The following is a 23,017-nucleotide window of genomic DNA, read 5'->3' as shown; positions in this document are numbered from 1 at the left end:
CCTATTTATTTAAAACTTTTACTGGTTGCTTAGGAAAAACTCTTTCATTCCCTTTTACAACAATTTTCATACCTTCTTGTAAACCTTGTGCTTTAATACCAGCTTTCAATCCATCAAAACCAATAATTTGTACTGGAATCATATTTGCAATTGATTTTTCGTTTATTGCAAAAACTACATCTTGACCAAATCTTTTAATAACTGCATCTCTATTTATAACTAAAGCATCTTTTTTAATCTCTTTTGCAAGTTTTATTTTTGCTTGTGCTCCATCAAAAATAAACTTATCTTTTACAACTGCTTTAAATCTAACTGGAAATGTTCTAGTTAATTTATCCCCACTTGGAATTGCAGCATAAAGTTTTCCATCAACAGTCATATTTGGTAATTTTATTTTATAAATCTTTGTTTTACTTAATTCATCTACATAACCAATTGGTAGATTAAACATCATTTCTATATTGTTTGTATTTACAATATTTGCAATTTTTGAACCACTATTAACCCACTCATTTAAATTAATCTCTTTTGATACAATTACTCCATCATATGGTGCTTTAACAAGTTTTTTATTTTTTTGTATTTTTAATTCTTGAAGTTTTGCTTCTGATGAAATTAATTTTTGTTTTGCTAATTCGTATGTTAATTGCATATCATCAAAAGTTTTTTGAGCAATTGATTTTTTTTGTACAAGTGCTAAATATCTATTGTAATCATTTTTTGAGTTTTTCAATTCAACTTTTGCTGTATTAACATTTGCTAAAGCAGCTTTAATTTGTGCATTTAAAATTGATGAATCTATTTTAATTAAAGTTTCACCTTTTTTTACTTTTTTACCAACTTCAAAATATATTTTTTCCACAAGTCCATTTGTTTCACTTGCAAGAACTGAACTATTTTCAAACTTTACAGTTCCTATAAACTCTGTTAGTGGGTTTATTTTTCCTTTTTCTAATGAAGCTACATTTACTAATGCAGGTCCACCTTTTGCAAACAGTGAGCAACTAATCACTGCTAATACTAATAAAACTTTTTTAATCACTTTGTCCCCTTTAAAGTAATCTAATACTTTAATCTTTTTTTATTTCTACTAATTCAAAAAGACTATCTATAAACTTTTTACAAAGTACTTTAATGTCTGTATCATTTTGAGTCATCTTTGTAATAGCAAGTCCTCTTTCATAAACCATAATTACTTCAACTAAATCAATAGCTTCATTTTTCAGCTCACCTTTAGTGATGCCTTCTTGTAAAATTTTAGTCAATTGCACTTGAAAAAATGAACTACAACTACAATTAAAATTTAACATTTGTTCATTTTCTTCACTTAAAACTATTGATAAGTATTCTTTAAATCCATCAAAGTGTTTCATGTTTTCTTCACTATCATCAATAGCAAATTTAAAAAAATGGACTACTTTATCTCTTGTAGTTTTCTCTTTTTGAATATTTTTTTCAAACTCATCATGATATTTATCTATATGAATATTTATTATTTCAAAAATTATATCTTCTTTATTTTCAAAATATTCATAAATTGTACCTTTTCCAATACCTGCTGTTTTTGCAGCTTGTGATACCGTAAGCTTTTTTATACCAACTTCGTGTATCAAGTCACTACAAGATAGTGCAATTTCTCTTCTTCTTTCTTCTTTATTTACAATTTTTGGCATCAAACCTCCATAATAATAAGCTTATAGTATAGTCATGTTATTTTATGACTGACTGTCGGTCAAGTAGAATTATATAATTTTTATCTTAATAGAAACTTTTATTATCGACTACTAGTCAATAATAAGTAATTTTTACATTTTTTATTTATAAAATGAGTTTCTAAAAGTAGTGGAAGTAGTATTGATAGGAGTTTACCCTATCACACTATGAGCAGTTTTTTTGATTATTTGTTTGTTGTAAGTAGTTTATGTTTGTTATTTAATAGATATGATTTTATATCTAATCCAGCTTTTGAACAAGCATCTTGTAAACTCTCTTTTTTCTCTAATAATCTTAGAAGAACTTCTATTTTCTTATTTGTTTTTATATGCGTAATTGACATATTATTCCTTTTTGTTTTTTTATTAATTAGTTTTGTTTAAGTTTAATATCAACGTGAGAATTAATAAGTGCATAAACAGATGAATAATCATCCTAAAGTTTTACAGTATAGCCAAATAAAATATAAAAAGCAAGGGCTTATGTTTTTAATTTATATAATCTTTTTAAGAATCGTTATTAACTTTTAAGTTCAACTAGTGCATAATAGCTTAGAATGATTATTTATAAAGGTATAAAGTATGAATAGAACTAGTGAATCAGATATTGGGAAGCTTATACTAAGACTTACTGTGGCTATTATGATGTTATTTCATGGCTATGCTAAGATTATTCATGGAGTGGGCTTTGTAGAAAATATGCTTATAAAAAATGACCTACCAGCTATACTTGCATTTGGTGTTTATATTGGTGAAATATTAGCACCAATTTTTCTTATCTTTGGATATAAAACTAGATTTAGTGCGTTTATTATTATGTGCACTATGCTAATGGCTGTATATTTAGTACATCCTCATGATATATTTGAAATATCAAAACATGGATCACCTTTACTAGAAACAGTATATTTTTATATATTTAGTTGTATTGCTATTATGTTTTTAGGAGCAGGTAGAATCGCAGTTGATTCAAAGTAAAAGTCAAAAGACTTTTACTTTAAACTTTTTATTACTTTTAATAAAGACTTATAAGTTATATTTAATTCTTCAAATTCAAGTACAGAAAAAATATTTTTTTCTAAATGAATAACTTTAGGAAATAATTCTAAAACTAAACTTTGTCCTTTTTTAGTGATACTTATAGGTTTACTTCTTAAATCATCTAAAAATACCTCTTTTTTTATATAGTGTTTAATTTCTAATCTTTTTATTATTTTCGTAATTCCACCTGATGAGAATTGCAGTTTATCATACAAATCACTTGGCTTAAATACTTTTTTATCTGCTTCATGTAAAACTATTAGTAAATCTAATTCAGCAAAGCCAATATCATAACTTGATAAAAGTTTTTCAACCTCTTTTTTTAAAAGTTCATTTAAGTTATAAACTTTTGAAGCTATTTTATATATAGGATTTGTTTTTGTATTATTTTGTTTTTTAATAATACTTGTTTTTGAAGCCATAATATTTCCTTTATTTCTTTATCAAAATATCCACAAGTCTATTTACAAAAGGTGCCACAAAAAACACCGAAGGAAAAGCTATAAAAAATGCTTTTATAAAAGCTGTTATCCATTTGTACACAAACTCATCAATAAACCCTAAATTCAAAAATGTAATAGCAAAACTCATGATAAAAGTCATAAGTAATGCCATCAAAAATGAAAATACCAATCGTCTATATTTTGCGTTTATCAATATTCTTCCTTATAGTATTATTTATTTTTATAAATTTAATTAATACCATAAAACTAATTAATATTTAAGAAGAGCAAGATAATTTTAAATTTGCAAACTCTTTTGGAGTTGCTTTTGCATACCTTTGAAAATCTTTATGCTCATCAAAAGGGTTTTGGGCAATATTTAATAAATCATTTACTAAAGTAAAATCATCCTCTTGAGCTTTTTGTATTGCCTCTTCTAACATATAGTTTTTTATTATGTATTTAGGATTAACCTTTTGCATACTTTCACATCTTTGATTTTGAGTTCTTGGATCTAAAAGTAAAACTTGCTTATACTCTTGTAACCACTCTTTCATAACTAAAGGATAAATACAATTATCTAAAATAGATGAAAAATCATCTAAATTTTCAAGTTGTGATAATTTATAAAAAAATAAATTATAATCTATTTCTGAAGACTCTAGTGCTTTTAGTAACCTAATAATCAAATCAATATTTTTATCTCCACTTAAAGTTATATCAAGACCTAACCTTTTGTTCATAAGTTCTAAATACTCTCTTTCGTGTTGTGAAAAAAATGTTTCTAAATAGTTCTTTAATTTTTCAAAATCAGCAATAATACTTAAACAATCAGCTAAAACAAAAAGATTCCACTTTGCAATATATGGTTGATTGTTATAGGAGTATCTTCCTTCTATATCTGTGTCATTGCAAATACAATGCTTATCAAAATAGTCCATAAAACTAAAGGGCCCATAATCAATAGTTACACCAAAAACTGACATATTATCAGTATTCATAACTCCATGCATAAAACCATAAGTTTGCCATTTTGCTAAAAGTAAAGCTGTTTTATCAACTAATTCATAGAAAAACTTTTCATATTTATTTTCATCATCTTTTAAATGTTTGTAATTTTCTAATATTACAAAATCAGCCAATGCTGTTATATTTTGTTTTGCATCTTTACTTCTTGCAAAATACTCAAAAGTTCCTATTCTAATCCAAGAATCACTAGCTCTTAAAACAACTGCGCCTTTTTCTGCTTGAAAAGGATTTCTATAAACATTATGCCCTGAGCCAATTATTGCTAAAGCTCTTGTTGTTGGGATATTTAATGCATGCATAGCTTCACTTATAATATACTCTCTTATACTTGATCTTAAAACTGCTCTTCCATCACCTTGTCTTGAGTAGTTTGTAAGTCCTGAACCTTTTGTTTGTAAATGCCACTTGCCAATACTTCCTAAATTTATAGCCCTTCCATCTCCAAGTTGTGGAACAAAATGTCCAAATTGATGACCTGCATAAACCATAGAATAAGGCTTTGAACCTTCTAAAACTTTTTTACCATTTAAAAAGTTTATAAACTCATTTGTTTCACACTCATTATAATCAAGACCTATTTCATCACAAAGCTTTTTATTATAAGAGATTAAAAAAGCATTATCTAAAGCAGTTGCATCTAAAAGTTGGTAAAACTTACTATCTACACTATCCAAATATTTTGTTTGTAATTTCAATTCATCTAATTTCATAAAATATCTTTTTATTTAACACTAACAAAATAAGATAAAACTTGTCCTATATTAAAACTATTATATAAAATTTTTAATTGAAAAATAACTTTTAATACAAATGTAAATATAATTGCACAAAGGAATTAAATGATACAAGCGCCCTACTTTAGTTTTAAAAATTATATGAAAGAAAACTATGGAAATACACTGCACTCAATCCCAATTGATTTAGATCTTGGATGTCCAAATAGAGATACAAATGGAATTGGTGGTTGTACCTTTTGTCCCTCAAATGGAGCAAGAGCAGCACAAACTCTTGATACAAATAGTGTGCAAGAGCAGATACAAAAAGCTATTACTTTTTCAAAAAATAGATATAAAGCAAAAGAGTTTATGCTTTATATTCAAGCTTATACAGGAACTTTCACCTCTGTAATAAATCAAAAAAGAGTATATTCGAAGCTTCTTAGTTTATATAATTTTAAAGCTATAAGTATCGGAACAAGACCTGATTGCTTAAATAAAAAAACACTAGAGTATTTAAAAGAGTTAAATGAACAAATTGATGTTTATATTGACTTAGGAGTTCAAACACTAAATGATACAACTTTAAAAAGAATAAATAGAGGTCATGATGCTAGTTGTAGTATCAAAGCAATAAAAAAGTTAAAAGAGTATGGAATAAAAGTTTTTGCACATATTATTGTAGGACTTGAAAAAGAAACAAGAAAAGACTGGCTTCATACAGTTAAAGAATTAGTAAAACATGAAGTTGATGGTATAAAAATTCATAATCTTCATATTATTAAAAATACTTTACTTCACAAAGAGTATGAAAAAAACAAGTTTAAAACTTTAGATGAGTATGAATATGCACAAGAATTAATCTACCTTATAAGAAATATTCCTAAAAATATTGCAATAGTTAGAATAAGTACAGATACACCAAGTAGTGATTTACTCTCTCCAATTTGGCATATGCAAAAAGGTCAATTTGTTGAGTATGTAAATCAACAAATGATTTATGCAGGATATACTCAAGCTGATATGATAAGTAAACAAGAAGAATCTTTACAAAAAGAGAACACTTTTAAATTAAAAGATAAAAGTATAACAGTATGGGATAAGATACATAAAGATTATTATCATCCTAAAAGTGGTGCTTTATTACAAGCAAAAGAGGCTTTTATAAAGCAATCCAAACTAAAAGAAAAATTAGAAAAAAAAGATATAGATTTACTTGATATAGGTTTTGGTATGGGATACAACTCACTTTGTAGTATCTTTTTAGAAAAGAAACACAAACTAAACATCACAGCAATTGATAAAAATAGAGTAATTATAAAAACAGCTTCAAAACTTATTGAAGATGAGAACTATTCAAAAGTATTAGAAGAGATATTTGAAAAATATAGTTATAAAGATGAGTTTAATAGCTTAAATTTTATAGTTCAAGATGCAAGATTTGCCCTTAAAAACTTAGAAAAAAAGTTTGATATTATATATCTTGATAGCTTTTTACATAATCTAAATGCTTCTTTATTAAGCTATGATTTTTTTAAACTTTTAAAAAGTGTACTTAAAAGTGATGGAGTTATGATTTGCTCACAAACAAATCATATAGTAAAAGTTGCACTTGCAAAAGCGAATTTTGTTTATGAAGAGTTTAGCTTAGAAAAAACAGATATAAAAGCTTTAGTGATAAAACATGGGATAAACAGTAGTGATGAGGTATGCTATGAAGATGAATATCTAGTTTATAGAGATAAACAAATCGTTACAAACAAAGAGCAGCAAAGCCTATAAATAGCCTAATATAACTAAATCTAATTTTTTTTATTGTAAAATATTATATATAAGTAAGAAATATAGAGGGAAATATGAATAAAAATATAGAAACAGCATTAAGTCACATAGCAAAGTATGCTCCATTTGAAGACAAAGCAGGAGCTTCACACTTTCCTATTTACAATACTGGAACTTTTGATTTAAAAAAACAAAATGGTAATAAAATTTATGATTATACAAGAAGTGATAACCCAACAAGAGAGATGTTAGAGAATCTTTTTAGTGATGTTGAGGGTGGTGCTGGTTGTGTTTGTACACACACAGGAATAGCATCTGTTGCACTTTTATTTGAAACAGTTTTAAAAGCAAACTCATCAATCTTAGTTGAAGCAGATTGTTATGGTGGAACTTTTAGATTGTTAAAAGTATTTAAAGAAAAATATAATATTACAGTTCATTTTGCCAACTTTTTAGACCAAGATAAAGTTGAAGAGATATTAAAAAACAATCAAATAGAGCTTGTACTTTGTGAAAGTCCTACAAATCCAGGTCTTAAAATTATTGATTTAGAACAAATAGCAAATATAGCACATAAATACAATGCACTTTTTGCAGTTGATAACTCACTTGCTACATTTATTTCACAAAGACCTTTAGAGCTTGGAGCTGATTTTAGTCTATTTTCAACTACTAAATATGTATCAGGACATGGAGCTGTTGTTGCTGGTGCTATTGTTGCAAAGACACAAGAGTTAGCACAAGAAATTCATTACTATGCAAATGCACATGGAAGAAGTCAAAACCCAATGGATGTATATCTAATAACACTTGGTATCCCTACTTTGAAAATTAGAATGAAAGAGCATGAACAATTATCTATAAAAATTGCAAACTTTTTACAAGAGCAAGATTATATAAAAAAAGTAACTCATCCAGCACTTAAATCACATCCACAATATGAACTTGCAAAGAAGCAAATGCAGTATATTCCAGGTGTTTTTTGTGTTGACTTTGTAAGTGAAGAACTTGCAGAAAAGTTTATTGAAAATACTAAAATTTTTGGAGAAAAATGTTCTTTTGGAAGTCCAGACTCAAGAGTAGAGATACCTGCAAAAATATCCCATGCAAGTTTTTCAAAAGAAGAATTAGCTGCAATTGGAATAAGTGATAGTACAGTTAGATTTTCAATTGGTTTAGAACACATAGATGATTTAATAGAAGATATAAAACAAGCCGTAAAATAATATGAAAAAAGAACTATTTAAGCATATTCCTTGTGGTGAAACTTTACCTATTAATAACACACATGCTGTATCTGTAAGTATGCCAAGCTTACAAGATGTTATTGATTATGAAGAGCAAACACCACAGATTTTAGAAAAGATAAAAAGTGCTTATCCTAGATTTGTTTTGCATCCATACTTAAAACTTCTAGCAAACTATATAAAAAATAAATATAAAGTTAGTAATAAATATGAAGTTGTATTACTAAGCTCAAAAGAAGCCGTAAAAATTGTAAGTAATAAATACTTTATTCATAACAAAATTGATATAGATGAACCATTTGGTGTAATTTTAGTATTAAAAGGTACAACACAGCTTCAAAAAGTACTTACATTTATTCAACATGTTGGCTGTAACTTATCTTCAAGATTTGCACAAGACTATTTATATGAAGTAAAAGTTATAAAAACTAAACAAGAAGAAGAATTAGAAGATGAAAATACAGCTTTACACACAGTAAAACAAACTCTTGCAAAAGCATACAAGCAACCAATAAAAAACATAGGTCTTGCCCCATCTGGAATGAATGCAATCTATTCAGTAATTAGAGGATTAAAAAAGATACAAGAGAAAAATAATAGAACTATTTTAGTTCAATTAGGTTGGTTATATCTTGATACTATGAATATAGTAGAACACCACTACAATAGAACAAAGAAATTCTTAGATATAACAAAACTTGATGAACTTGAAAGTTTCTTAAAAATAAATGGCTTAAATGTATCTGCAATTATTACAGAAATACCTACAAATCCCCTACTTCAAAGTGTAGATTTAAAAAGATTGAGAGAACTTTGCAATAAATATAATATTGTTTTAGTAATAGATGCAACCCTAGCAACACCATACAATCTAAACTTAAAACCCTATGCAGATATTTTAGTTGAATCCCTTACAAAGTTTGCATGTGGAAATGCAGATGTTTTAATGGGAGCAGTTATATTAAATGAAAACTTCAAAATTTCACATATGCAAGGTGAGTTTTTTAAACATCTTGATATGGTTTATATAAAAGATATTCAAAGATTAGCTTACGAGATTAAAGATTATAAAAAAAGAGTAAAAAAAATAAGTGCAAATACAAAAAAACTAATACACTATTTTGAAAATTGTCCTTATATAGATAAAATTTATCACTGTTTTAGTAAAGAGAATGAAAAAAATTATAAAATAACAATACAAGATGACAACTCATACTCTGGTCTTATAAGTGTTACTTTTAATAAAGAGTTTAGAACAATATATGATAATCTAAACTTTGCAAAAGGACCAAGCTTAGGTACAGAATTTACACTTCTAATGCCTTATGTTTATCTAGCTCATTATGATTATATCTCTTGTAAAAAAGGTCAAGAGTTTTTAAAAAAAATAAACTTACCTATTGATTTACTTCGTATTTCAGTTGGAACTGAAAATATTGAAGATATTATCAATGAATTTAAAAGAGTAGAAAGTCTTATTTCTTAAGACTTTTGACTTTATGTTTTACTCTATTCATCTAAACCTAACTTACCTTTATATCTTTTAGGAAGTCCTGGCATTGTTAGTTGTAGTTCATAACCTTTTTTTATTGTTTCATTTGATAATTTCCACTTTTCTTTTAAATATTTTAAAGTTTTTTCTTTTTCAAACTCTTTATAAGCAATTAAATTTAATAAATAAGCACTTGCTTTTACATCATCTTTTAAATTATTATGATATAGATTTGCCATTCCTTTTATGGAATAAATGCTTTCTCTCTTTATACCTTTTTTATACCAAATCGCAGCATTTTTATAATCTTTCAAATTTTTTTTATACAATAAAGATAAATTATTTATTGTTTCTTCTTTGTATTTTAAATTAAATGATTCTTTATAATATTTTATAGCATTATCATAATCTTTCAAATCATCATATGTTAAAGCTAATCCAAATAAATTATCTGCATTTATATTAATAGAATTAGCATATAAATACCATTTTATAGCTTTTTTATAATTCTTTAACTCATCTCGATAAATAATTGCAATATTTCTAGCTGCAATTTCATCATTATCAGCTAACTGATACCATTTCCCTGTATTTTGTTCAACATTAGCTAATCTAGTATCCCATTCTGGTTTAGGAAGTTTAACTTTTTTTTCACTTTTTATATTAGTTGAACTTTTATTATCATCACAAGCAATAAAGCCCAAAGCTAGTAAATTAACTAATACTATTTTTAATATATTATTTTTTATTTTCATTTCTTATCTCTTTAATTTGTTTTATTTGTTTATAATCTTCATCATTTAAAAGTTTTTCTTCTAATTCATCTATTTTCAAGTCTATTATTGGAGAAAAACCTACAGAAGTATATACTTTTTTAAATATTACTTTATATTTAATTTGAACATTATCATTTGAAAGTATTATATAGCAATCACTTGAAGCTAACTTTTCTACTTCACTTATACCTTTATTTTGCCAATTATAGTCATTATATTCTGATTTTGTAAAGTCATATATATAATCGTCTTCATATGGTTTTGTTGTTATTTCTTCATATATTCCATTTTTAGAAACTAATATTATTGCATGTAAAATTAAACCTTTATCAATTTTAACAATAGTATTAAAATCACCTCTTGGTTTATATCCATTTTTTAAAGTATATAAAGGTTTTTTGATATTTTTATTTAGATGTTCTATTTTATATCCTAATAAGGCTATATTTATTTGATTTAATTCATTTTTTAGTGAAGCTTCAAATATTTGATTATGTTTATTATAATTATCCCCTATAAAATTCTTTATCTCTTTTATATTTGAAAATCCTTTTTTATTTAAAGCTTTTAGTTCTTTATCATTTGAAATAGTCTCTAAGAAAATCTCTGATTTAAAACTTTTGCCCCAAATAGATTTATCTTTATATGATATATCTATACGTGGAATATCTTTAAAAAATAGGGATTTTTTTATATATTTTTCTAACTTACTATCTATTACCATATGAGATAATAAATACCAAACCAACTCTATAACTGCAAGGAGTAAAAATACTGCTACAGTAGTAGGTACAGCTAAAAGAAGCGTTAAAGTCAAAGCACTTTTTAAGGTCACAAAAAAAGCTGCATCATAGTCCTCATCTTTTGCATATCTTTCTATTTCAAATCCAGATGATATTATAATCGCAGGTATTCCTAAAAAGGCTATTACTTTTCCACTTGCACTTTTTGTAATATTTACATTTTCTTTTGAAAATATTTTTTGCATTAATCCTTTTGCTTCTTTTGCTTTTACTAGTTCTATATTTTTTTCCATTGTATTTGCGATACTCTTTGTTAAAAGTGAAATATCATTTGCAAGTCCGATTGTACTATTTACTGTTAGTTTATCTTTCCCACTTAATATTCTTGCAATATTTGCTCCTGCTACTAGGAAAGATAAGGATTTTATATGGGTGTTTAGATTTGATGAAAATTTATTAAGAGTACCATCTCTTAATTTACTATCTTTATATTCATCAAATGCATCCCCAACATTAGAAGAACTACCATTAATTCCTTTTAAAGTTTCATATAGTTCTTCTACTTTTGCTTTTGCATTAAACTCTTCATCAAAGTTATTATCAAGTAAATTTGGAAGCACTAGTTCATATTTTACTTTTTTTGCTGGAAATTGATTTAGAAAAGCTTCTACTGTATCTTTTCTTTTTTGTTTTTGGGATAAAAAAGCATGTGTTATTAAATTGTATTGCATTGTATTATATATTTCATGTATTGCATAGTTATCTTCTATATACTTTTTATCTTCATCGCTTAGTGCTTTTCTCTTTCTTGTAAGATCACTTATATATTCTAGTAATTTTTTGTGTTCAGTATTAAAAGGTGTAGTAAGATTTGTTTCTTCATCAAGAAGAGTTCTAGAAGCATGAAGCAAATATATTATATTCATAGCTGAAATTACATAAGTTTTTTCATCTATATTAGTTAATCCTTGATAAATACCTAAAAGTTCTTCTAGTTTTTTATCTTTTAATTTTGTAGCTATTTTAGATATTATCTCTTGTGGACTTTCAATTCCAGAAACTTTATAATATTTTAATCCTTTGTCATGATATAAAAAATTAAATTTTATAGTTTTATTTGAATAGTTAAAAGAGTTTAGTTTTTTATTATGTTCAAGACTCTCATACTCGCTTAATAGTTTATTTTTATTTTGAAATATCTCTTTATATGGCTTTTGATTTTCAAGAAGACTTTTTGTATCTCTTATATTTTCTTCACCAATTTGAGGCATTGGTTTTGTATTTTTTAAAGTAAAATAGAACTCTTTTCTCAATTTATGTATTTCATCATATTTTCCACTTTTTTTTATAATATCTTCAAACTTTAAAGAGAAAAATATTGAAAATACAATTAAAGATAATACAAGGTCAGGATTATCTTTATATATATTTAATTTTGTATTTTTAGGAATAAAATCCAAAAATTCATTAATTGTTGGAATATAACCAATATTTCTAGATTTTGTGTATTGATAAGTTTTTTTATAAGATTCTTTTGCATAAGCCTTTTTATCAAATATAAATGTAGTTTGATTCACATTTTTCAAAACTATTTTTTTAAAAAAATCTTTTTTGATATATAATGTTTCTTGCAAATAAGATAAAGCTATTTCAGAACTTTTTTCTATAACTGTTGCAACATTATTATCTTTTAAAAGTTCTTTTATCAAAACAGGACTTGAACGTAATATTTCAATTAAAGACTCATAGTCTTTTTTCAATACTTTTATATTTTCATCATAATCTTTTTGTTCTTTTTCATCAACATAAAAGTGATTTAAAGTATTAGAAATAATATAAGAATACTCATTTTTCTTTCTAATATCTTCAATAATACTATCATTATAAGCATATGCAAGTTTATAGTTTGTGTAGTATCTTTCATACATATCTTCTATTTGGGCTAAGATATCTTCTATTATACAAAGGATATTTAATCTTTTATTTTTATCCTCTTCATTTACTTTATACTCTTTTTGTAGTTTTAAATCATCTTTTGTAAGTATTGTTTTATTTATACTATTTGTATCTTTAAAGTAAAAGCTATTTTTATTATCTGGTTGTTTTGGATTTATTATTTGTCTTTTTAGTTTTAATATATCTATTTTATTTATAAGTTTTATACTACTATATGAAATTGTTATTTCACTTTGTTCATATATTGGTATATAGTTATATTTTATTTTTGTATTTGTATTTTCAAAAAATATCTCTTGTAGTTTTTCACTATATAGTGTTCCTCTACTTAGTACTTTATACTCTTGTATTTTATCATCTTGAATAACATACACATAGGCAAAGGTATGCACATGAACATTATCTTTTATTTGAACAAACTCTTTTTTTCCCACATAAGTATCATCAGATTTTAAAAATGCTCTTGTTGGTCTAAGTGGTCTAAATACATCTTCACTTTTTCTTACTAAGTACAAAGAGTATTTTTCTGTTTGTTTTATCTCTTCTTCTTGTTTTATTGCCTCTTCTAGTGGTTCTTCTTCTTTTACTACACTACTTTCTATACTTGGTGGGGCAATTATTTTTGAAGTTGTTTGTCCTGGACTTACTAATACAACTGCTCTTCCTTTATCTGTTTTAAATCCATCTGTTCTTAATAAAAAATGATTGGCAGTTGATTTTACATTTGTTTCTGTCCCTGCTGTTGATATTGAAGCTACTTTTGTACATTTGTTTTTACTTCTTGGGCAAGCTACTGGGGCTCCTATTATATCTTTTAGGTATAAAGGCTTTGCTCCTGCTATTCGTTCTACTTTTGCTGTTGAAGTTAATGTTACTTTACCTCCACAAGCGCATTGTATAACCCCTGCTTCTATTACATTATATGTATTGCCCATTTTTATAACCTAATTATAATTTATGGTATTTTAGTTTAAAATAATTTAATTTGTTATTAAAGATGTAGGCATTTTCTCTCTTTTTTTCAAAAATAGATAAATAGCAATTAAAAAAGTAAAAAATTCACTAAGTGCTAAAGTTACAAATATCCCTATATTTCCTATATAAATTGGCAATATAATTATCAAAGATATTGGAAAAATAAAACTTCTTGATATTGCAATAATAATAGAATAAAATGGTTTTTGAATTGAAGTAAAGTATGATGTAATCAATATATTAATTCCAGAAAATAAAAAAGCTGGCCATGAGTAATATATAAATTGTAAAGTTAGATTTTCAATATCTTTTTTATGTTCACCTTCTAAAAAAAGTTCTATTAAAACATCTGGGTAAATCAAGATAAAAGTTACTAAAACTACTGCAATAGAAATTAAAAAAATTGAAGCAATCTTTAAAAATTTATCTATTCTTAGATAATTTAATGCTCCAAAGTTTTTACTAAGCACAGGTTGCATTGAATCTGCTATTGCAAAATTTATCATCAAACTAACAGTAATAAAGTACCCAATTATAGTATAAGCTGTTACTCCAAAAGTTCCAAATTTTTGTAGCATTATATAGTTAAAAATAATTACTGTAATACCTGCTGATGATTCATTTATAAACTCAGAAGAGCCATTTTTCATTGCTTTAAAAATTGAGCTAAAATTTCCATATGGTTTTATAAAACTAAAGCTTGATTTTTTTGATAGAAAATAAGGAAATAATATAAAAAAAATCAAAACTTGGGATATACCAGTTGCATATGCAGCTGCTTGTATGCCAAGATCATACTCAACTATAAAAATATAATCAAGAACTATATTAGCTATTGCACTTGAAACTAATGCAAGAAAGGCTAAATTTGGTTGTTCATCAACTCTTACAAAAAAATCAAGTACAATTGCAACCATCAATATTGGCATAAAAAATACAATTATTGATAAATAATTAACCGTAAGATTTTTTAAATTCTCTTTTGCATTAAATAAACTAAAAATATTATCTAAATTAAAATATAGTAATAATGCCAATAAAATAGATGAAAAAATAATAAAAATTATAGATTTTGAAAAGATATTATTTGCTTCTTTTAGATTATTTTCTCCCATTAATTTTCCACAAATTACACTGCTTCCAACAGCAAACATAAATGAAAAACCTATAATAATAGTAATAATAGGATAGCTCATATTCATTGCTGCAAGTGCAGTAGGACCTACATAGTTTCCTACAAAATATCCATCAATAATTCCAGCAGATGAAATAGCTAATAAACCTAAGATAGAAGGAATAGCATATTTAAAAAAAACCCTTATTGGCTTTGTTGTTAGCATTTTAGACCTCATATAAAATATGCGAAATTATATCCCTCAAACCTTAACAAAGGGTAAATATTATAAGACTAGAAAAAATAGTCTTATAATGAGTTAGAACTAAATAGTAAGAATAATCCAAGAATAAACATAATAATAGGAGAAATAATCTCTAATATATATGTAAATCTATGTGATTTAGAGCTTAGTTTGTGTAAGCTTACTCCTAAAAATGAACTTGCAAATATCACAAGCCCCATACCAAAACTAATTGCAATTGAGGCCAATAGTACTGCAAAATATGTTTTCAAAATAAACGCATATATAAATAAAATCACTGTACCAGGGCAAGGAATAAGACCAGCAGTTAATACAAAGTATAAATCACTTCTATTTTTTCTTTTTAGATTTTGAAAATCAATTTTATCATTTGCTTTAAGTAAGGTATTATTGTTTGTAGTACTAAAAGATATGGCATTACTGCTTTTTGTACTACACGAACTACAAGAACAACCTTTGTTATTTAACTTTTGAAGTAGTATATAAAAAGCTAAAAGCATTATCATAACAGCTGAAATTTGAGTAAGTATTTTCACACTATCACTTACAAAGCTATTTAATACAGATTGAAGTATAAAAACTGAAATTGATACTAGTATTAAAGCTCCTATTATATGAACAAATGCTGAGGCAAGTGAAATTATAAAAGCTTTTGAGTATGAACTTTTGTTTGAAGTAAAATATGAAAATGCTAAAGTTTTTCCATGACCTGGACCTAAAGCATGAATTATTCCATATATAAAAGAAACAAAAAGAAGTGTAAATAGTGCTAGATTATCACCTTTTTGTACTGCAACTAAATATTTCTTTACTTTTTGAACAAACTTATCAAGTAAAGTTTGCTCTTTTTCTTGTTTTGGTTTTAAATCTTCTTTCTTTATTTCTTCTTTTTTTACAATTTTTTCTTCTGTATGTTTTGCTTTTTCATAAGTTGTTGCATTTGCAATATGAAATATTACACTTTGGGTATCTACTATCTTAGAAATTTTTGCTTTATTTTTAAAATTAAGATAATTTTTTTCTAATAGCAAAACAAAATAATTTTCATCATCGTTTATTTTAATATATAAAGCATAATCATTTTTTATATCATAATCTACATCAATAGTATAAAAAAAGTGAAGTATTCCATCAATTATTTTTGCTTTATAAGAGCTTACTTTTACTAAATCAGAATTTTGTTTATCTATAACTTCTCCATATGAGATATGTGTCATAAAATTTTTAATTGAAGCATAATCAACTAAGGCTTTTTGAATAAACTTCATCTCATATTCATCAAGTTTATCATCTAAATTTGTATCATATATTTGTTTTAACTGGTCAGTAAACTCTTTTGTAATAACCCACTTAACATCAATTGAATTAATTTTTGTATCTGTTGAGTTTACATTAATAGCTACTTTTGTTTGGGGAGAGTAAACACTACACAAAGCACAAGCAAAAACTATGCTTTGTGTAAGTATAAAAGAAAATAAAACTTTAAGCATTTTTACTTATACGAACTTACTATTTGTTTTGCAGTTTTTATTAATGATTCTTTTAAATTTTCTTCAAGTGGATTCATCACAACTGCATCACCTTTGATATTTGAAGCTAAAATTTTTGCACTTTTTTGAGAAAACTGCGGTGCTACAAATACAACTTTAATATTGTGCTCTTTTGCTTCATTGATTAAGTCAACTAATTGATTTGGTTTTGGTTCTTTTCCTTGAACCTCAACAGCAATTTGTTCTAAATGAAATCTTTTAGCAAAATATCCCCAAGATGGATGAAATACCATAAATGCTTTATCTTTTACAGGTTTTATAATAGTTTTTATTTCCAAATAAAGCTCATCTAATTCTTTTATAAAATTTTCATAATTTTTTTTGTAAAAATCTTTATTTTTTGAATCAATATCAACTAATACTTCATAAACATTTTTTGCTTGTGTTTTAACTAAAATAGGATCTAGCCAAATATGTGGATCTAAACCTGAGTGTTCATGAGTTTCATCTTCATGGTCGTGATGTGCTTCATGGTCATGTTCATCTTCATGGTGTGCCGATTCTTCATGTTCATGTTCCTCTTCGTGATGTGCTTCATGGTCATGTTCATCTTCATCATGATGCTCATGTTTTGCCATTGCAAGTTTTTTTATTCCTATTGATGTATCTATAATATTTAAATTTTCATTTGCATTTTTAAATTTTTCTAACCAAACTTTTTCAAAAGGAACTCCAATAGCAAAATAAACTTCTGATTTTGCAAGTTTTCTCATTTGAGAAGTTTTTGGTTCATATGTTGCAGGTGAAAACCCTGGCTTAACCATAACATTTACATCGATTTTATCTTTTGCAATCTTTTCAACTATATATTTTTGAGGCAAAATACTCACTGTAACTTCTTTTGCAAAAACAACACTACTTAGTGCCAAAATTGCAATAAATAACTTTTTCATTTTTTCTCCTTTTGCAATCGAGTTGCATTTGTGGAATAATAATATATAAAAACTTTAACGCAACTTAGTTGCATCTTCTAATAATATTTTAAAAAATAATCGATATAATCTTTGTTATGAATATAGAAAAACTAATAAATGAAAAAAATTTAAAATTAACAACAGCAAGAAAAGCAATTCTTGAGATACTTATGAATTCAAATAAACCTATTTGTTATGATGATATAAAAAGTAATCTTTCTATGGATAAGGCAACTTTTTATAGAAATATAACAAAATTTGAAGATGAACATATAATAAGTAGCTTTGAATCAAATGACAAAAAAAGATATTATGAGATTCAAAACAATCCTCATGCGCACTTTATTTGTTGCAAGTGTTCGAATATTGAATGTATATCTCAAAATATTGATTTTAATTTAGCAAAGCATGAGATTGATAATATTATTATAAAAGGTATTTGCCCAGAATGTTTAGACAAATAACTCTATATTCAACTTTAATTTAGAATTTTAATATGAATAAATTATTAAAAGATACAACATTTGAATGTGTAAAACTTTCAAATAACAACTTTTCAAAACACTTTCATGATACTTATACTATTGGAATAACTTATGAAGGGGTATTAAAATCTTTTAACACTAATCAAAAATATGATTCTTTTAGATATACATCAAGGGTAAATAATCCAGGGGAACTTCATGGAGGAGTATCAAGTGCATGGTCACACTCAAATTTTTATCCAAAAGTAGAACTACTTTCAAATATATATGAAGATATCTTTTTTGAAAAGAAAATACCAATTTTTCAGAAACATGTTTTTAGTGATAAAATACTATTTTTTAAATTGCATAATTTTTTTATGAACTATTATAATAATGAAGACATCTTACTTATTCAAAGTAGTTTAGTAGATGCATTGTCTTACTTGATTTTAAATTATACTTCTCATACAAAAAAGAGTTTTGAAAATATTTTTGATGACAAAAGAGTTATAAAAAATAGTTATGAATTTATATGTGATAATCTTGATACAGATTTTAACCTAGAACAATTAGCAAGAAATTCAAATATGAGTAAATACCATTTTTTAAGAGTATTTAAAAAAGAGTTTGGAATAACACCTCACAATTTTATTATAAACCAAAGAATAAATAAAGCAATCAATCTTATTAAAAATGATGTAAGTTTATCTCAAGCTAGTTTACAAGTAGGATTCAACGACCAATCACACTTTACAAGAAACTTCAAAAAACTTTATGGCTACACACCCTCAAGAATAAATAAAAAATAGCAATTTTATTCTATAATTATATTTTTATTTTTGTTATATTAAAAATAAAAAGAAGATATATGACACAAACAAACAGAACTATTTTTTATATTTTTATGGTTTTAGCAATGGCTGGATGGGGTGCTTCTTGGGTAAACGCAAAGGTTTTAAGTGCTTATATAAATGAGTATGAACTTATGTTTTTTAGAAATCTTTTTACTATTATTTCACTAGCACCTGTTTTAATGATTACGCGAAAATATTTTTATATAAATAAAAGAAGCCTTTTTTTAGCACTTATTGCTTCAATCGTTATGATTGGATATATGAAATGTTATTTTTTAGGAACAAAATATGGAACTGCTAGTTTAGGCGGAGCACTTGTAACTACACTTATTCCCATAAATACATTTATAATAATGGCAATTTTTTATTCTAAAAAGATTTTGAGAAAAGATATATTTGCACTTGTATTAGGAGCTTTTGGAGTACTTACAATATTAAATGTTTTCTCTTTTAGTGCTGAACAAATTTTTACTACATATAATATGTATTTTTTAATAGGTTCACTACTTTGGCCAGTTTTGACAATAGTTAGCTCAAAAATTACAAAAACAAACCCTATGGTTTTTACTTTTTATATGTATTGTATTTCAAATGTATTAGTTATGATTTTCTTTTTAGATGTTAGAACCATTGATTATAGTGGTTTCGATGGAATTTTTTGGTTCAATATTTTATCTTTGTCAGTTATTTCAACTACTTTTGCTACAAGTATATATTTTATAGGAATTGAAAAACTAGGTACAAATGAAGTAAGTTCATTTATATTTTTAGTTCCATTTTTTGCAATAGGATTTAGTGCAATTTTTCTAAAAGAAAATATTAGTCTTTCTATAATTATAGGAACTATTATGACTTTATTTGCAGTTAAGATACTAAATAATATAAAAATTCGTAGAAAATAGTTATCTTAAAAGATACTATTTTCAAACTCTTGTTTAATTCCATCATATGCAAAAGATTTAATTTTTCCTGTATTATAAAGTATCGCTACAATATCTTGTAAGTATTCATATCTAGCGTTATATCCATTTAATAAAGAAATAATCATATTTTTTTGTGCATTTAAAAGTACATCTAAAGAGATATCACCTTTTCTATACATCTTTTTATTTAATATATAATTTCTTTGAGCATTTTTATTTGAAATTTTTGAGTTATTTATTGTTTTGTAATTTGAAATTAAATAGTGCAAGTTTTTAGAAATTGTATTATGAATTTTTGATTTTTGATTTTTGATTGTTAAGTTTAAGTTCTTAACTTCTTTTTTATTTTGATTGTTTTTTAAAGTAACCTTTGCATTGATATATAAAGGAAGCTTTTCTTTTATTATCTTGTCAAAATCCTCTTTATTCCAAGGTTTGTTTGTATTTGAATTTTTATGCTCGTTTATTACTTCATCTACAGTTTTAGATTTTTTTAAAAGTTCTTGTGTGTACTCATCTTCTTTTGCTTTGTCTTTTTTACTATTTAATAAACTTTGCATTACTGTAATTTGTATATTTTCATCTATGTATTTGGAAGCTAATTTATTTGAAACTCTATTTAGTTTCTCTTTAGTATTTACATAAAAAATCATTGATTCATTTTTTACTAAAAATTCATCACTTTTTAAATCATAATCTTTTAAATTGAAATTATCAAGCTCTTTTTTAACTAATACTTTTAGCATTTGTTTTAATTTAGTTTTTTCTTCATAAATCTTTATTCTATCAACACTTACATTTCTTAATTGTAAGTATAAACTTTTTAAATCATCACTGATATTTATACCTATTTTTTCTCTTTCTTTTGCATATTCTAAGGTTTGTCTTAAAAGTTTTTCTCTTTTCATATTTAATTGTAATTGTTTTTTTAAATTTAAAACTTTAAAATAAAGCTTTGCTATTTCATACAAAGTAGCTTCATTTAAGCCCTCATGCTTTGCATATAATGCACTATTTAAAAGATATTTGCTTTTTTTGTTTTTTAAAATATGATTATTTGTATATAAAAGTTGTATTAAAACTGTCAATGAATTATAGTTACTTTGAGAATACAGTCCATTTACTAGTCTTTGATTATCTATAAAAAATTTATTATTATTTACTATTAAATTATTGTTTTTTATACTTTTTTCTTTTTCTCCATGCAATGACAATAAAAAAAGTGATTTTAAATCTATTCTATTTTCTATACTTTGTGCAAAAAGTTTTGAAAAAAGAGTAAATATAAAGAAAAAGAAAATGAATTTTATTTTCATTAAAAACCTTAGAATTATTTGTTTTGTCTTTATATTATAAACAAAACTTTATAAAGCTATACTAAAAAGAATTTATAAAGTTTAATTAATATAAAATTCAGACAAGGGAAGGCAATTTTTACTAAGGAAAAAGAATGTTAAAAAAAATAACAATAGGTTGTGTTGGTGTATTATTGAGTGTAAATACAGCTTTTGCAAAGAAAGACACAATCCATGAGGGAAAAGTTTTAGAATTTAAAGATGCGGGTAGCTATACATATGTAAAAATTCAAGATAAAGATAAAAACTACTGGGCAGCAGTTCCAGCTACAAAAGTAATAGTTGGTGAAACTATTAAAATTAGTGAACAAATGTGGATGACAAACTTTAAAAGTACTGCATTAAATAGAACATTTGAAAAAGTTATGTTTGCAGAGATGCCAAATGCAAAAAAAGCAATTCATGGAACAAATAATGTGCATGGAATTCATGGACAGATGACAAAAGGTGAAAAACCTAATCCAAAATTTGATGAAATTGTAATATCAAAAGATAAACCAATCAAAACAACAATAGCAAAACTTTTTGAGAAAAAAGATGCCTTTAAAAATAAAAATGTACAAATCCAAGGTGAAGTAGTACAAGTATCAAATAAAGTACTTGGAAATACATGGGTTAAAATCAAAGGTACAAATGACTCTATAATCTTTAGATCACCAAATGCAGATGAAAAAGTAAAAAAAGGTGACAAAGTAGAAGTTATAGGGACAATTAACACAGATGTTGATTATGGATATGGTTTTAAATACCAAATAATAGGTGTAAATGCAAAGTTTACAAAACTTTAAGATTTAAGCTAGATACTAAACAATCAAAATAGCTAGAATAACTCTAGCTATTTTTTTATCTTGGATATGAGCAGTTGTTTATATCAAGGCAAATACCATTGATATATTCTGGACAATCTGTTGCTAACCAAACAATTGCTTTTGCTACTTCTTCTGGCTGAGCAAATCTACCTGTGGCAACTGTCTTTTTAAACTCTTTTTTTCTCTCTTCTGAATTATCTTTTTGCATATCTGTTTCTGTTGGACTTGGAGCTACACAATTTACAGTAATACCATGTGCACCTAAAAGTTTTCCATAGATTTTTGTAGCATTTATAAGTCCAGCTTTTGCAATACCATACCAAACATCAGGATGCCCTACTTGTCCAGCAATTGAAGCTGTATTTACTATTCTTCCATATTTTTGCTTTTTCATATGCTCACAAAATAGATTCATAAGTTCAATAGGAGCATATAAATCCACATTCATAATAGCATTTCTTGCTTCAACAGGATAGTTATCATATGTATATTTAGGTTGCATATAACCTGCATTGTTTATTAAAATATCAATATCACCAAGCTCTTTTGCAAGTGCTGGTAAATCTTCAAGCTTTGATAAATCAAACTCAACAGCAGTTACATCTTTTACCCCAACTAAAGGACAAGTTTCAAACTCCCTTGCAAGCATAATAACCTCATGTCCTAGCTCTAACATAGCTCTTGAAACAGCTAAACCAATACCTTTATTTCCACCAGTTATCAAAACTCTTTTTTTATTCATAGTTTTCTCCCTACTTTTATAAATAAAGTATATAAGCCACTTGGTTTCAAAACTCTTAAAAAATATTGTTATTTATAAAATTAAATTGCAAATAATCAAAAGGCTTTAACCT

The 23,017-nt window shown here is 25.6% G+C and carries 21 protein-coding genes; 8 read left to right on the top strand and 13 right to left on the bottom strand.

From position 1 onward, the window contains the following. Position 1: 1 nt before the first annotated feature. The 3 genes from AMRN_RS03985 to AMRN_RS14175 all read right to left on the bottom strand — a co-directional run bounded on the left by AMRN_RS03985 (position 2) and on the right by AMRN_RS14175 (position 2,056). Positions 2-1,042: an efflux RND transporter periplasmic adaptor subunit gene (locus tag AMRN_RS03985; protein ID WP_165375109.1), complete on the bottom strand. Its 1,041-nt coding sequence runs from the start codon at positions 1,040-1,042 to the stop codon at positions 2-4. A gap of 28 nt (positions 1,043-1,070) precedes the next feature. After that, positions 1,071-1,673 carry a TetR/AcrR family transcriptional regulator gene (locus tag AMRN_RS03980; protein WP_099310065.1) on the bottom strand — a complete coding sequence of 201 codons (603 nt, stop codon included), beginning with the start codon at positions 1,671-1,673 and terminating at the stop codon, positions 1,071-1,073. A gap of 224 nt (positions 1,674-1,897) precedes the next feature. Next, entirely contained in the window at positions 1,898-2,056 is a 159-nt protein-coding gene (locus AMRN_RS14175; RefSeq protein ID WP_165375110.1) for a hypothetical protein, read from the bottom strand. A 238-nt stretch (positions 2,057-2,294) separates the two neighbouring features. Here AMRN_RS14175 and AMRN_RS03975 point away from each other — a divergent pair, with 238 nt between their 5' ends. Beyond that, a complete protein-coding gene (locus tag AMRN_RS03975; protein WP_099310064.1) occupies positions 2,295-2,690 on the top strand; it encodes a DoxX family protein in 396 nt (131 codons plus the stop codon). A 14-nt stretch (positions 2,691-2,704) separates the two neighbouring features. Here AMRN_RS03975 and AMRN_RS03970 read toward each other — a convergent pair whose 3' ends face one another. The 3 genes from AMRN_RS03970 to AMRN_RS03960 form a co-directional block, all read right to left on the bottom strand. Then, complete coding sequence (locus AMRN_RS03970) at positions 2,705-3,175, bottom strand: MarR family winged helix-turn-helix transcriptional regulator (protein WP_099310063.1); 471 nt, start codon at positions 3,173-3,175, stop codon at positions 2,705-2,707. 10 nt (positions 3,176-3,185) lie between these two features. Next, positions 3,186-3,410, bottom strand: a complete 225-nt coding sequence (locus AMRN_RS03965; protein WP_099310062.1) for a DUF2798 domain-containing protein — start codon at positions 3,408-3,410, stop codon at positions 3,186-3,188. Positions 3,411-3,474: 64 nt separating this feature from the next. Then, positions 3,475-4,935 carry a protein adenylyltransferase SelO gene (locus AMRN_RS03960; RefSeq protein WP_099310061.1) on the bottom strand — a complete coding sequence of 487 codons (1,461 nt, stop codon included), beginning with the start codon at positions 4,933-4,935 and terminating at the stop codon, positions 3,475-3,477. 129 nt (positions 4,936-5,064) lie between these two features. Here AMRN_RS03960 and mnmL point away from each other — a divergent pair, with 129 nt between their 5' ends. The 3 genes from mnmL (at position 5,065) to AMRN_RS03945 (ending at position 9,456) form a co-directional block, all read left to right on the top strand. Then, positions 5,065-6,723 carry a tRNA modification radical SAM protein MnmL/YtqA gene (gene mnmL, locus AMRN_RS03955; RefSeq protein WP_099310060.1) on the top strand — a complete coding sequence of 553 codons (1,659 nt, stop codon included), beginning with the start codon at positions 5,065-5,067 and terminating at the stop codon, positions 6,721-6,723. Between the two features lie 74 nt (positions 6,724-6,797). Beyond that, positions 6,798-7,949, top strand: coding sequence for a trans-sulfuration enzyme family protein (locus AMRN_RS03950; protein WP_099310059.1), 1,152 nt, complete (start codon positions 6,798-6,800; stop codon positions 7,947-7,949). Between the two features lies 1 nt (position 7,950). Beyond that, positions 7,951-9,456 (top strand): PLP-dependent transferase, encoded by a 1,506-nt coding sequence (locus AMRN_RS03945; RefSeq protein WP_099310058.1) that lies wholly within the window; start codon positions 7,951-7,953, stop codon positions 9,454-9,456. Between the two features lie 23 nt (positions 9,457-9,479). Here AMRN_RS03945 and AMRN_RS03940 read toward each other — a convergent pair whose 3' ends face one another. From AMRN_RS03940 to AMRN_RS03920, 5 genes are all read right to left on the bottom strand, one after another. Then, complete coding sequence (locus tag AMRN_RS03940; RefSeq protein ID WP_099310057.1) at positions 9,480-10,217, bottom strand: SEL1-like repeat protein; 738 nt, start codon at positions 10,215-10,217, stop codon at positions 9,480-9,482. Continuing rightward, the gene (locus AMRN_RS03935; RefSeq protein ID WP_118897363.1) at positions 10,201-13,872 is read right to left on the bottom strand and encodes a hypothetical protein; all 3,672 of its coding nucleotides are present in this window, start codon (positions 13,870-13,872) and stop codon (positions 10,201-10,203) included. Before AMRN_RS03935 ends, AMRN_RS03940 begins: the two co-directional genes overlap by 17 nt. 45 nt (positions 13,873-13,917) lie before the next feature. Beyond that, the gene (locus tag AMRN_RS03930; RefSeq protein ID WP_099312502.1) at positions 13,918-15,252 is read right to left on the bottom strand and encodes an MATE family efflux transporter; all 1,335 of its coding nucleotides are present in this window, start codon (positions 15,250-15,252) and stop codon (positions 13,918-13,920) included. 83 nt (positions 15,253-15,335) lie between these two features. After that, positions 15,336-16,781 (bottom strand): nickel/cobalt transporter, encoded by a 1,446-nt coding sequence (locus tag AMRN_RS03925; protein WP_099312504.1) that lies wholly within the window; start codon positions 16,779-16,781, stop codon positions 15,336-15,338. A 2-nt stretch (positions 16,782-16,783) separates the two neighbouring features. Further along, positions 16,784-17,734: a metal ABC transporter solute-binding protein, Zn/Mn family gene (locus tag AMRN_RS03920; protein WP_099312506.1), complete on the bottom strand. Its 951-nt coding sequence runs from the start codon at positions 17,732-17,734 to the stop codon at positions 16,784-16,786. Positions 17,735-17,850: 116 nt separating this feature from the next. On the opposite strand from AMRN_RS03920, the gene AMRN_RS03915 reads away from it, so the two are divergent. Genes AMRN_RS03915 through AMRN_RS03905 form a run of 3 tightly spaced genes read left to right on the top strand, consistent with a single transcriptional unit; the run spans position 17,851 to position 19,978 of the window. Further along, positions 17,851-18,219, top strand: coding sequence for a Fur family transcriptional regulator (locus AMRN_RS03915; RefSeq protein WP_079579833.1), 369 nt, complete (start codon positions 17,851-17,853; stop codon positions 18,217-18,219). Between the two features lie 32 nt (positions 18,220-18,251). Then, positions 18,252-19,031, top strand: a complete 780-nt coding sequence (locus AMRN_RS03910) for an AraC family transcriptional regulator (RefSeq protein ID WP_099312508.1) — start codon at positions 18,252-18,254, stop codon at positions 19,029-19,031. A 59-nt stretch (positions 19,032-19,090) separates the two neighbouring features. After that, entirely contained in the window at positions 19,091-19,978 is an 888-nt protein-coding gene (locus tag AMRN_RS03905) for a DMT family transporter (RefSeq protein ID WP_099312510.1), read from the top strand. A 5-nt stretch (positions 19,979-19,983) separates the two neighbouring features. On the opposite strand, the gene AMRN_RS03900 is transcribed toward AMRN_RS03905, so the two are convergent. After that, positions 19,984-21,315 carry a TolC family protein gene (locus tag AMRN_RS03900; protein WP_099312512.1) on the bottom strand — a complete coding sequence of 444 codons (1,332 nt, stop codon included), beginning with the start codon at positions 21,313-21,315 and terminating at the stop codon, positions 19,984-19,986. Positions 21,316-21,449: 134 nt separating this feature from the next. Here AMRN_RS03900 and AMRN_RS03895 point away from each other — a divergent pair, with 134 nt between their 5' ends. Further along, complete coding sequence (locus tag AMRN_RS03895; protein ID WP_099312514.1) at positions 21,450-22,142, top strand: GW dipeptide domain-containing protein; 693 nt, start codon at positions 21,450-21,452, stop codon at positions 22,140-22,142. Between the two features lie 55 nt (positions 22,143-22,197). Here AMRN_RS03895 and AMRN_RS03890 read toward each other — a convergent pair whose 3' ends face one another. Then, a complete protein-coding gene (locus AMRN_RS03890; protein WP_099312516.1) occupies positions 22,198-22,905 on the bottom strand; it encodes an SDR family NAD(P)-dependent oxidoreductase in 708 nt (235 codons plus the stop codon). Positions 22,906-23,017: the final 112 nt, after the last annotated feature.

The organism is Malaciobacter marinus (assembly GCF_003544855.1).
In the GTDB taxonomy this organism is placed as follows: domain Bacteria; phylum Campylobacterota; class Campylobacteria; order Campylobacterales; family Arcobacteraceae; genus Malaciobacter; species Malaciobacter marinus.
The sequence above is the reverse complement of the archived record's forward strand: the minus strand, read 5'-3'. Positions and strand labels throughout refer to the sequence as shown.